We start from the raw sequence: 13,119 nt of genomic DNA on the forward strand, positions 1-13,119 counted from the left end.
GATGAAGACTGAATCTAAAACCCACATTTCCTATTCGGGAATGATGTATGCGCACGATTTTCAGCTTTGGTACACCTATCTTAAGCGACGTATTAAGTGGGGCTGGAGGCCTGAAGAATTGTCTTTTTTACTTGGGAAGCCCGATCATGCGTACTTAGACTTTGAGCGGATGTTTCAACCCCGAAAGTTCTTGATGCAGGAATCTACCCTTTTAGATCGCTTATATGCCAGCTCAGACGTCGTCGCTATGGAATTTCACCGCGAGAAATATGAGCTATCAGAAGAGCGGTTAGTGCGTATGCGTATTCATGAGGATGAGGTCAAATGGCGTTATTCCATTGAAGTACCTTGGACTTTTGAAACGGGGAAAAAGCGGCCTGCTGCACCAAAATTGCAATTTGAAGAATGGAAATCCGAAAAAGACCTTCAGCATGAATCAGATGCCATGTTGCATGTGCGGCAGAAAATGAAGTTGCTGCTGGAAGATGATTTCTTTGCCGATGGTGTGCCTGCCTGGCAGCTGTTTCAAAAAGTCAGTTATACAGGACAGGTCCATCTTCAGATTTATCCAAGACACTTGAAAAATGTGCTGTATGGTCTAATTCAACAGAGTAAATTAATCTTGCGAAACGTAGATGGGAGATATGTATTCCATCTCATGAAAAGAAAGGAGGTCGAATGCATCATCTGATGGGAGAGACTGTTGAACGTAAGCACAGATTGTATAACGGCTTAAGCCGTTATACAATCTGTGCTTTTTTAGAAATCTATCTTCGTTGGATCCCTGTCACTATTACTTTTTTATTAAGACTATGTGTTGTGCTAACTCGGTTTAGTTAAGATCTGTTAATCATTTGTTGATATAGCCTTCATATTGCATTTGTAACCTTGTACCCGTAAATCAAATGCACTACTTATGAAAATTAAAACCAACAAAGTTTTTTGGTTGTTATGTGCCATTGCAGCAAGCTCTACAGCTGTTCAAGCTAAACCACTCTCACTAACCACATCGCAATCCCTGCGTGTACAGAGCACGGTCAAGGGACGGGTCGTTGACGAGCGGGGAAACGCCGTCTCCGGAGCGACCATTCAAAATTTGAAAAGTAAAAAGTCCGTTCAATCTGATATAAACGGAAATTTTGAGATCGAAGCCGAAATGGGCGATAGCCTAAGTATTTCCTTTATTGGGTATCGCAGGCTCTTACAGTCTGTCACCCAATCCAACGGGCAGATCTTTTCCTTACAAGCCGATGAGAATACCCTGGAAGAGGTGACCATCTCTATCGGATATCAGCGAATCAGAAAGTCGGATGTCACTGGTGCAATTGCTAGCGTTAAGGCCGAGGAACTCAATTTGAGCGCACCAAAATTATCCCAGGCATTAGTTGGTAAAGTAGCAGGTGTACAGGTGATGCAGACAAGTGGTGCCCCATACGATGGCACCAAAATGCGTGTCCGTGGAATGGGATCGATCAATGCCGGTTCGGATCCATTGTATGTTATAGATGGCTATCCAGCAGGAAACAATTTGAATATCAATCCAAATGATATTGAATCCATCGATATCTTAAAAGACGCAGCATCTGCTGCGATTTATGGATCCAGAGCAGCGGGGGGTGTGGTATTAATTACCACTAAACGCGGCAAGGAAAATAAAAGCAACGTAGACTATGAGGTACTGGGCGGTTTTGGGCAGCTTTCCAAGAAAATTGACGTCTTGAATGCTGAACAATTTATCGACCTGTTGATCGATGGACGGAATAACTCTTATAAAGATCTATTGGCAGCGAAAGGAGTTGCCTGGACAGAAAGTAGACGGCTAGACGACAATAAAACACGTGTTGCCAATGTGGGTAACGCCGGTTCGGTCAGCATACCTGAAGCGTACTATGACTTTGCAACGGGCTCCGCAAAAAAATCGGCATACGATACCGATTGGCAGGATGCTTTATACCGAAATGCGCCTTTTCAGCGCCACAATGTTTCCACATATGGCGGCAACGAGAAGAACCGGTATTTTTTAAGTGGTTCCTACCAAAATCAGCAAGGTATCATGCTGGGCACAGACCAAAAGGTCTTTAATTTCCGGGCCAATATCGATAGTAAAGTGAGTAAAAGATTAACCGTCGGCGCTAATGTATCATTCACGTACAATGACAACAATGAGGTCACCACGGGACGTTATGATAGAAGCCCTTCCATGGCAGCTCTGATCTATTTACCGACTTTGCCGGTATATAACGAAGATGGTACCTACGCTAAATACCTTATGGCCGATTTATCTGCCAACAATTACGGTATTCAAAATCCTGAAAATCCGTTGGCCTATGTAACCGAGATCAAGAACAACCGCCGTGGAAAAAGAGGCTTTTATAATGCATTTGCGGACTTTTCTATCCTAGATGATCTGCATCTTAAGGTCAACGGCGGACTGTCTACCTATGATGAAAAATATGATTATTTCCGTCCTACAAGTATCTCGGACGGAAATAACAAGCCATTTTCACCGCAAGCAGTTTCGGCAGCCTATGCAGATGCTAAAACAAAAAACGAACTGGATAAATTGCTGGAAACTACATTAAATTATAATAAAACTTTCGATAAACATCAGATTTCTGCTCTATTAGGCTACTCCGCCCAACGCACTGACTACGATTACCAGGGTGTAAGGGCAAATGGTTTTCAGAATAATGCAATCGGGGAGATTACCGATAAAGGGGCTGATCCATCAAACTTTCAGCTTTTAAAGGATGATACATTCAAACGGATTACAACGCTTCAATCTTATTTTAGCCGAGTAAATTATAGCTACGATTCAAAGTATTTTCTCTCAGCTTCGATTCGTACCGACGGATCTTCCCGGTTTGGTCCAAATAATAAATGGGGCACTTTCCCTTCCGTATCCGGTGGTTGGACGATCTCGGCAGAAGATTTTTATAACGATTGGTTAGGGCAGCAGTCGACCGTCAAATTAAGAGCGAGCTGGGGACGTAGTGGAAATAATAATATTGGTGATTATCGTGCACTATCGGTGTTCAATTCACCGGCTGGGGTCATTCTGGGCGACAAAGTGGAAACCTCCTATATGGCTGGAAACCTATATGATCCTAGCCTTAGCTGGGAAACAACTTCACAATATAATGCAGGGCTTGACCTTGGCCTTTTCAGAGGTCGGTTGAACGTGATGGCCAATTTCTACCTTAGCCGTTCATTCAATTTGTTGTTTAATCAGCCAATTTCTGCCGTATCTGGATCAACCAGCATCTTGACGAATTTACCGAATTCAAAAGTACAAAATAAGGGATTTGATTTTCAGATCGATGCCACATTGATACGTAAAAATGAATTTGAGCTTGGATTTAGTGGAAATATCAATGTCAACAGAAATAAAGTATTGGATCTCGGAGGTGCATCTACAATCCTAACCAATGGTGCTGAACGTTCTTATTTAACACACATTACTCAAGAAGGTAGCCCAATTGGTATGTTCTATGGCTTCAAAGTTCTCGGTGTCGCAACAGAAGAAAATTATAAGACTGTAGCTCCTTCAGCAGCATCATCCACACCGCTACAGCCCGGCGATCTCTATTTTGAAGATGTCGATGGTAACGGTATTGTCAACGATGCTGACAAACGTATAATCGGTAATCCGCATCCTGATTTTACATATGGCTTTGCCCTGAGCGCCCGCTATAAATCTTTCGATTTGCGTGCATCATTCAATGGCTCGCAAGGTAATAAAGTATTGGATGGCTATGATTATTACCTGTATAATATGGAAGGTTCGGGTAATCAATACGCCGATGTGGCACAACGTTATCGTTCGGCACAAAACCCAGGTAACGGTAAAGTCTACCGGGCATCCCGGGGCGGTACTCAAAGTAATAGTACACGTCTGTCGGATTTCTATCTGCAGGATGGATCGTTCTTTCGAATGACAAATATCGCCCTGGGATATAATCTGCCAAAAGACCTAGCGAATAAATTGACACTGTCCGGCATAAGGGTATATGCTACAATAGATAACCCTTTTACGGTTACAAAATACAAAGGTTATAATCCTGAGCCGGATTATAATCAACGGGGTAATCTAACGCCAGGAGTCGATTATGGCCTTTATCCATTGGTAAGATCATATAATCTTGGTGTAAAAGTAACATTCTAATTAATCTGCTGCCTACATTCATAAAATTTTGACACGACCTGGTGGAGTTCTGATTGCAATTCTCCATCATGCAATAAATAAAGAAGTACGATGAAAAAAAGATATTTATTACCCTTTGTTCTGCTGGCTTTGTCCTCCTGTTCCAAGGATTTCCTGAATCAGAAAGATCCCAACGCTGTCACTATCGACGATTACTTTCAATCGGAGAATGACGTCCTTTTGGCTGTCAACGGCCTGTATCAGTCTTTACGCTCCGGAAGTACCATCGGCGAGTCAAGTACCCTATACAATGAGGAGCGCTCGGACAATACGGGGCGGAACGATAACCAATCCAATGCAGGCGAACCATTTCAGTTCAATGACTTCTCCTTGTTGCCCAGTAACACCTATCTGAAGACACATTGGTCAGCAATGTATACGGCAATCAACCGTTGTAATGTCGTCCTTTCGCATATCGAAGACGTCACGTTTTCCAGTGAGGAGCTTAAAGGACGCTATATTGCTGAGGCAAAATTTGTGCGTGCTTTACTGTACTTCCATATGGTTCGCAAATTTGGTGATATTCCATTGTCTACGGTACAAGTGATCACGAAGGAGCAGGCCAATGAACTAGCTTTTCGTCAAAAGGAATCGCTTGTGTATGAGCAAATCATTAAGGACTTGACCGAGGCGTTGACGAGCAATCTTCCCAATACACAGAAAGATTACGTTGTCGGCAGAGCATCTAAAGCGGCCGTCAATGCAATTTTGGGACAAGTATACTTAACTTTGGGTGCAACACAGACATCAGGCAGTGCGGAAAATTTCGCCAAAGCGGAACAATATCTTAATGCGGCCTATCAAATGCGAACCTTTGGTAAACTGAGTGAAATTCCTTACGAAGAAGTCTTTGATGTCACAAAGAAAAACACCTGTAAAGAACTGATTTTTCAGATTCAATACAAGCAGGGAGACCAAAATTACAGTTCGAGTATTGCTCGTAACTATCAGGCTAGAGGAGAAACAATCAATTCTAAATATACTTCAACGGGTGTTGGTGAAGTCGTAAAATTAGACCTGATCAATGATTATGAGCAAGATGACCTACGTAAGGCTTTCTCCGTCAAATTTGCCAACCATACTCAGGTAAAAGATTGGTTCGTCACCAAATTCAGGGATAATAGTGATGCTGCTGGTACCAATGGCTGGGGAGGGAACGATTGGATACTGATCCGCTATGCAGATGTTATGTTACTGTTGGCCGAAGCGAAATATCATTTAGGAAAGGAAGCCGAAGCGATCGCGCTCCTTGATCAGGTGCGGGAACGCGCGGGATTGCCTTCTTACGCCGCATCCATGTTGAATGCTAGCTACCGTAGCAAATATCCAACATTAAAGGAAGCAATATTGCACGAACGCCGTGTGGAACTGGCCTTTGAGAATCATCGTTGGTTTGACTTGATCCGCAATTACAACCCGCAGGAATTGGTGAATTATTTTAAAACCAAGAAGCAATCGGAGTATGGCAATGCCAAGATATCCAATATCTCCACCAAGGATAGATACTATCCCATCCCATTTGATGAATATAAATTGGATCCGGAGCGCATGTATCAAAATCCTGGGTATTAATATAGGACTTTATGCAAAGTTGTATGAAGAAAATCTTTTTCTGGTCTTGAATAAAGAATACTGCACGCACCATCGGGACAACAGGCGAAACTCCCTATAATAATGGAGACTTTTGCACGACGAGGTATGTGTATCACATACCTCGTTGTTTTATTCCAGAATGATAGACCTGCCTTCTTTGGCGGAGTGCTTTGCTGCTTCCAATATCTCGACAACGATGACGTTATTGCTGATGGATCCCAGATCCTTTTCCACTGCTTTTTTATCTTTCAATACTTGCTCCAGGTAAGCAATATGATGCTCAAAATAGGGTAAGTCTAACGGAACAGCCGACGGTAGATCGTTGTGCTGTGAATATTTGAACAGTTCCTTGTCATTTTTAGCATAAAGCTGCGCCTTTGTGCCAAATACCTGAAAGTCTTTGACACTATAAGGCCATGCCCAAGACGCCTGAATGATACCTGTGCTGCCGTCTTTATAGTTGAGTATGATTGTGGCATCATCTTCCACCTTTGGATACACCTGAGGCTTAAGCGAATGGGTAAAAGCAGTGACCGAGACCGGGCGCTCACCATCCTTGAGCCAAGTCATCAAATTGGCCCCGTAGCAGCCAAAATCCATCATTGCACCACCACCATTTTTTTGAGGATCAGTCAGCCAGTCCAAAAAATAACTGCTGCAGCCGATCTCTTTAGGCCCTTCGTGGCCGTCTTTCACAATCATTCGTGTAATATTTCCAATTTCCTTTTTATCAACCAACTGTTTTAACTGTTGATTGCTTTTGTACCAAGTGGTTTCATAATTGACTAAAAACGGTGTGTCGTATTGGACTGACAGTGCAGCAATACGTTTGGCATCTGCCAACGTCGTTGCGAGGGGCTTTTCAACCATAACAGGTATTTTGAGTGGCAGGCAGGATTCGGCGACAAGGATATGTTCATTGGTGGGGTTATAAGCTAGTACAACGTCAGGCCTTGTCTGTTTCAACAAGCTGTTCAGATCTGTGTAGAACACCGATTCAGGAAGATGGTGCTCAGACTGGATTTTTGCTGCCAAAACTTTATTGGGCTCTGCCACAGCGATGATATCCACTTTTTTCTCCTTATATAAATGGAGTAATAGATAGACATGATCATGGTTGAGGCCCGCTACGGCAACTTTAAGCAGTTCGCCGGCATATGCCGACTGTTGAGCCAGTAGAGCGAAAAAGAATAGCACGTTGAATAAATGTTTCATATGACGGTATTAGGTACTCTAAGATAACATTTTGTAAGCGATAAATGACTAATACATCCAGTCAACCTTGTTGTGTGATAAAATGATCTCCGTGATGATGTCGAAGTAGGTCTGCCCTTTGCCCGCTTGTAAGTCGGTTAGTTTCTGCTGGAAATAGGTCCGATTGTAGGGAGAACCCGTGGCCAGTTTGTTCCGGTAGTACTGTAAGGTCACCGCCACACCCAGTTTTTCACGGCTATAAGTGATATCCTTCCAGATCATGGTATGCTTATCTGCATCGCTTAGCTTACCAAATCCCCCATATAGTAAATCGTTAAACCCATCGAGCGAACCAATTGCCCAGCTTTCGTCGGACATATAAACCCGGTTGATTTCTGCGTAAAAACTAGGTATATCGTGTATATTTTTGCCCTCTATCAGTGCAAAGCCGTGCTGAGGATGGTCTGCAATGATCTGCTTCAGGTCAGCCCAGATAGCTTGGCCTGAATGTATTTCCGCAGCCTTTTCAGACGACCATTTTGAGGCAAACATGAAGAGCTCAGGTGATGGGGCTTGCTCGAAGAGCACGCGAAGCGCTTCCTTCAAACTCGAAGGATCAGGTGCGCTGACCAAGATCCGCGCTATGGCAGCGATCTGATTTCTTACTTTTATCCCCATTGCTTTGCGTTGGATGTTTAGCAATATAGCTAAAAAATCCAATTTTACATCTGTTGCTCACGAATGACAAATGTATATTTTCCATTGGATTTTACCTCCTTAGCCTTGAGATTAATGCGATAAAGCCGGTCTCCCCACACGTTGGTCAAGCGCGGATCATCTTGGGGGATGGTGTCGAAAGAAGCATCAAACTGGCGGGTATTGAATTGCAGTACCGCCAGACCATCGCCTAAGGTGATTTCACCTGAATGGATATGCGGCTCCCCGGCCACCAAAAAATGGATGATATTAGCCTGTGATGGCTTATTTATTTTAAACTCCTCCTGTATGGTGAGTCCCATTTCGGTTAGCGTATAGCTGCGCGTCCAGTGGTCGATATGCGCCGAGTCGGGATAAGCGCCCCCGATGTCGAGCTGAAAGGTATGCTTTTCTGGGGTGAATATTACATTTTTGGCCTTGTACTCTTTGCCAAAAGCCTGATCCGTACCGTTGATCAGCGGGAGGTTATGATAGGCGCCCTGCATTGTCCAGATGCTATACCGCTCGTTGCTGAATGTCTTTTTATTATAAGTGCCTACACCCGCATCAACAAATAAAGGTTGGTGTTTTCGATATAAGATAAAGCTGCCGACATCGTTGTGGTTGTGGCTTTCATTGTTGAAGCCGCCTTTTGCAGCAAAGAAGTAATCTGCTTTTTTCAGGTAAATAAATTGTGTTTCGGGATACCACTTGGCGTTATTTTCCGGAAGCTTAGCCTGAACCTTATCCAGCTGCGGGTGACATCTCAGGTCTTCAAATGCGCGGAAGATATCACGGGAAGGCTTGAAAACATTTTTTTTGTCGTTCATCTCCTCGATATATCTAGCGAATTGCATCATTTCGTTACTGTGTACGTCCTGTCCAAAACGGTAGATCAGCAGCGGCTCGCCGCCACCTTTGGCAGACGCATCGGCAAAATTAACCACCCATTGATCTCCGCCAATGTAGGATTGCGAGATATATTCGCCCATCTCACGGATTAAGGGTTGGTCAAAGATACTGACCTTATTGTTTGTAGCCATGGACAGTATTTTCAGATAATCATATAGTTTGCCTGCCGCGTGTCCCCAATACGATGGCCCCTCTTCGCAGGCGCCGTCTTTTTTGATATAATTGATAAAACGGTCCACCGAAGACATGGTCTTATAGATACCGTTAAGCTGAGTATCCGGGTTGTCTTCGGTCAATAGCAGACAGGTCAATACATTAAAATTGCACCAGGGGTTCCAGTTATTGACAATCTGGTTTTCCCGGAGTTCAAATGCCTGCCACCACATGTCGTTGCGGTCCAGATAAGGCTCGATAATACGCTCGTGGATCTGCTGTTTGATACGGAGACTGATCGCCGGATTAATTTTATTAAATTCGGTCCGAAAGAAATAATGTGTCCAGGCCAGTAAAGAACCCAAGTCGCCAGCCATTAGGTCGAGGACCTGTGTACGTTGCTGCGGCAGAGACCTTTTGGAGGATTGAAAAGCAGGTAGATGTGCAGAGAGCGACCAAGTGGACATTTCGGTCAGGTGCCAGCTCCCGTTGATAATTTGGTCTATATAACGTCCTTTGCCTTCCGCCAGTTCCGCCAGGATAAGGCTGGACAGGGCGCTGACGTTTTCGTTCAGCGGTTTTTCCATGATGGTGCGGTTGCCCGAACGTTCGTATTCCAGGTAATCCGTCGCCTTGACTACCTGCCACTGGTAACTGAGCACACTGTTGCCCTTCTCAATAATCTGTTCTTTGAAAGGAGCCACCAATTGTTCCCAGCCCGCGCGGTCGGCATATTCGGGGTAGGGGATCCAGGATCTTCCTGTTTTTAAATAGGATCTGACATCTTCTTGTTTAAACGTCCCTGTCAGCAGGTTAAGCTCCTTGCCCAGCGCACATTGAAACGTGAGCTGGCAGAAGAAGATGAATAGTATAACGTGTCTTTTCATTTTTCTTATTCAGGCTTGGGGCAGCCCATAGAAGGAGCCGCGATCACATCCGCGGTTCCTTCTATGGGCTGATCAATGTTGCGATGAATATACTGATTTAGGAAGAAGGATCCATACAGTTTTGTCGCAATCGATTTCGCGCTTCCTTAAAACTCAATGCGATAGTTTATGGTAGGGATAATGCCTGTCCATTTTTGGGCTTCGATCACGCGTTTGCTGAAATTGTAATGCATGCCGACGGTATTTTCTCTATTGAGGACGTTTTGAATGTCAAGAATGAAAAGATGACTTACTTTCTTTCGGTTGATGCGATAGCTCGATGAAAAATCGACCCGGACATAAGGTGAGGCTGTGAGGGTATTGATCCGGTTTTGATCGACGATCTCCTCATCCAGTCGCAGCGACTCCTCTTCAAGTACCGGCGAGTACTTTCTTCCGCCAGCATAGATGAGCTTTCCATTTAAGCCAAATAAATTATTCTTATTTTTCCCAACAGTCCATTCTTTTCCAAGCAACAAGTTGCTGACATAGCCTGTGTTGAAAGTAGTATTGAATTCTTTTCCGTTTAACGCTTTAAATTTCGAATCGAATAACGAGGCTGTTGCCATAAAATAGTAGCCTTTGCTCAGTGATTTTTCGAGTGTCAGCTCAAGGCCGTAGTTTTTGCCGGTACCTTTATTGACTAGCTGGCGGTAAGTGGAGGTGCCGATGGCGCCGATATCAGATACATTGAGCAGCGAAAAATTGATTTCGGGATCTGAAGAGACGGGTACATCATACAAATGTTGGTAGTACATCTCGGTTTTCAAGCGTAAGGTACGGCTGAGGTTCTTTTCGTAGCCCACCACTGCCTGGGCTGATCGGGTCGGTGATAAGGGCACATTCTCGTGGCTGGTCTGACCATCGCCGCTCTTTGCAAAGTAATAGGTAAGCGGTTCTAAGCGGTTGTATAAACCCGTGCCGAAGGAAATTGTCTGATCCGCGGCAATCTGCCAATTAAGGCCGATTCTGGGTTCCACGGTCCAGCTTTTGCTCAATACAAAGTAATTCGCATGCACTCCTGTATTTAGAGTGAGTTTATCATTCAAAGTGGTCTTAAGCTGTGCGAATGCGTCGTATGTGCTGGTGCTTCCATCTTCGTTGATCCGTTCTTTTAAGGCGGCAAGTTCGGTGTCATAGCTGCGTGCATAAAGATCGTAGCGCAATAAAGTCGCATTGATACCCGCACGGATGGTGTTGCTGCTGTTTGCCCGATAATTCAAGCTGCCCGCATAGCGGATAGCAGTGTTGGTAAATTTATCCTTATGGTACAAGCTGCTGATATAGTCCCGTGATAGGGTGTCTGTGGTATTCGAATTACGGCTTACCGACATGGAAATGATGTTTGTGAAATATAAGCGGTCATTGGCGATATATTGGTGTTTTAGTCCTGCACTCCCGGCATTAAAGGTCAGATCCATGTCCTGGGCATCGGTGCGTTCTTCCCACTTTTGGTAATCGCGTTCGGCTGTTTCCTTGAGTTTGCCCAAACCACCGATTCCAAACAGTGAAAAGGTACCTGCTTTTTTGGTGGGGAATACAAAGTTGAAGGAAAGATCCTGATACTTGGGTATGCCAGTGTCCGACACTTTGACTCCGGCCTTTTCCAGAAGGCTTAAGGAGGAATAGCGGTAGCTGATCAGATAAGAAGCATCGCTCCCTTTTTTAAAAGGGCCTTCCAGCGTAGCACCGACACCCAGTACACCGACATTAAAGGTATATTCCCGCTTGTCCGTATTCCCTTTCCGGAACTTCAGATCGAAGACCCCAGCGGTGGCATTGTTATATTCTGCGGCCAGACCGCCGGTATAGAAGTCAGACTTGCCGAGCACCATGGCGTTGAGCATGCTAATGCCGCCACCAGCAGCCCCTTCCGCGCCAAAATGATTGGGGTTTACGATCTCGATACCTTCCAGCCGCCACTGTAGGCTCTTGGGCGAGTTGCCACGTACGATGATCTCATTGTCATCACCACCGGCAACCGCACCCGGAAAGCTCTGGGCCATCCTTGCTGGGTCAAAAAATGCACCTGCATAACGGTTGGTTTCTTCCGGCGAAAAGGAACGCCCGCTCGTCATTGCCATTTGATTCAGGGGCTGTTTGCCTGTATGCGCATATACCACGGCCTCGTTCAGCGTGTTGGCCTGTGGTTCCAGTTCGATATGCACTACATTCTCCCGCCCGCTGGTGACCAGTAGTTCGGACAGATCTTCCTGTCTATAACCTGCCATCCGGACCTGGAGGGATTGCCGTCCCACAGGCACATCTGTCATCCGGAAGACACCGTCCCGGTCTGAACTGACCGACCTGTTATTGCCCCGGGAAGATAGGGTGACAGTCGCTCCGGCAAGAGGTAGTCTGGTATTTTTGTCAAGGATTGTTCCCTTGACGGTTTCAGTCACGACCTGCCGGCTTACTTTGGCTGAATCCTGTTGCTGGGCAAACGACAGCTTCGTCTGGGCGCATAACGCAAGTATTACGATGGATGATAGTTTCATATAGATTAAGCTTTATCTCTATGACAGCCAACTCCGCCTTGACCCTTGTCGATAAGTTATATTTTTTTATTTATAAGGGGGCATAGCATATGCTGAAAATGTAGTGCAGCGTGATAAGGTATTTAAGCGTGTGTTGGTTGTTAACAAAAATGCTTTTGATTATCAATAAATTAACATATTTATCAACAAAATTGGTGCTGTCTCTGCACACTTATCTGTAGGGGCCCATATTGCTGTTCATCGGATCAAACCCAGTCAAAAAATTAACATAGGCATAATCTTAAGCCTTTATCTTTGTAAGGTGAAAACTACCGGGGCCAATGTAGACAACCACTATTTGTCACGCTTTAAAAAAGGTGATCCCAAAGCTTTTACCTATTTTTTTGATCTATATTGGGAAGGACTTTACACCACCGCTTTTCGTCATCTTCAGGACGAAGCTCCGGCAAAGGATCTGGTTCAGGAAGTTTTTATACATATCTGGGAAAAAAGAGAACTGCTGCGTACCGAGTACGGTTCGCTAAAATCCTATTTATATAAATCGGTTAAAAATAAACTGCTGAACTACTATGCCGCAGAACGGGTCCGGAAGCAGGTATTGGACAGGTCGGTTGAACGGATGGAACTGTTTTTCACTCTAGATGACCATAGCTTGGCTAAGTACAAGGTGTTGGAAGCGATTGTGGACGATTCTGTCGCCAGATTGCCGAAAATGATGAAATCCGTCTTTTTGCTGCATTATGAAAACTATTCGATACGGCAGATTGCACAGGAGCTTAACCTTGCCGAACAGACGGTCAAAAACTATCTTTCGGAAGCGAAAAAACTGCTACGTAGCGAATTGACCCGTCGCTTTGCAGACCAGGATTCTGTATTTCTTCTTCTGGCGGGAAGCTATCTGCTTCATCATTATTTAATATAAAAAACATCTTTAATTAAAGTA

At 44.6% G+C, this 13,119-nt stretch carries 8 protein-coding genes; 4 read left to right on the top strand and 4 right to left on the bottom strand.

Features of this window, described 5'->3' with window-relative positions:
• Position 1: 1 nt before the first annotated feature.
• From K7A41_RS04810 to K7A41_RS04820, 3 genes are all read left to right on the top strand, one after another.
• On the top strand, positions 2-691 hold the full coding sequence (locus K7A41_RS04810; protein WP_265712811.1) for a hypothetical protein: 690 nt from the start codon (positions 2-4) through the stop codon (positions 689-691).
• A gap of 225 nt (positions 692-916) precedes the next feature.
• On the top strand, positions 917-4,165 hold the full coding sequence (locus K7A41_RS04815) for a SusC/RagA family TonB-linked outer membrane protein (protein WP_265712812.1): 3,249 nt from the start codon (positions 917-919) through the stop codon (positions 4,163-4,165).
• A gap of 90 nt (positions 4,166-4,255) precedes the next feature.
• The gene (locus tag K7A41_RS04820; protein WP_265712813.1) at positions 4,256-5,776 is read left to right on the top strand and encodes a RagB/SusD family nutrient uptake outer membrane protein; all 1,521 of its coding nucleotides are present in this window, start codon (positions 4,256-4,258) and stop codon (positions 5,774-5,776) included.
• A gap of 150 nt (positions 5,777-5,926) precedes the next feature.
• Here K7A41_RS04820 and K7A41_RS04825 read toward each other — a convergent pair whose 3' ends face one another.
• The 4 genes from K7A41_RS04825 to K7A41_RS04840 all read right to left on the bottom strand — a co-directional run bounded on the left by K7A41_RS04825 (position 5,927) and on the right by K7A41_RS04840 (position 12,176).
• Complete coding sequence (locus tag K7A41_RS04825) at positions 5,927-7,012, bottom strand: Gfo/Idh/MocA family protein (protein ID WP_265712814.1); 1,086 nt, start codon at positions 7,010-7,012, stop codon at positions 5,927-5,929.
• Between the two features lie 48 nt (positions 7,013-7,060).
• Positions 7,061-7,669: a hypothetical protein gene (locus K7A41_RS04830; RefSeq protein ID WP_265712815.1), complete on the bottom strand. Its 609-nt coding sequence runs from the start codon at positions 7,667-7,669 to the stop codon at positions 7,061-7,063.
• 44 nt (positions 7,670-7,713) lie between these two features.
• Positions 7,714-9,639, bottom strand: coding sequence for a heparinase II/III domain-containing protein (locus K7A41_RS04835; protein ID WP_265712816.1), 1,926 nt, complete (start codon positions 9,637-9,639; stop codon positions 7,714-7,716).
• A 146-nt stretch (positions 9,640-9,785) separates the two neighbouring features.
• Entirely contained in the window at positions 9,786-12,176 is a 2,391-nt protein-coding gene (locus K7A41_RS04840) for a TonB-dependent receptor (protein ID WP_265712817.1), read from the bottom strand.
• Between the two features lie 301 nt (positions 12,177-12,477).
• Between K7A41_RS04840 and K7A41_RS04845 the strand changes: the two genes are divergently transcribed.
• A complete protein-coding gene (locus K7A41_RS04845; RefSeq protein ID WP_028072489.1) occupies positions 12,478-13,098 on the top strand; it encodes an RNA polymerase sigma factor in 621 nt (206 codons plus the stop codon).
• The last annotated feature ends 21 nt before the right edge of the window (positions 13,099-13,119 follow it).

This window comes from Sphingobacterium sp. InxBP1 (assembly GCF_026191775.1).
In the GTDB taxonomy this organism is placed as follows: Bacteria; Bacteroidota; Bacteroidia; order Sphingobacteriales; family Sphingobacteriaceae; genus Sphingobacterium; species Sphingobacterium thalpophilum.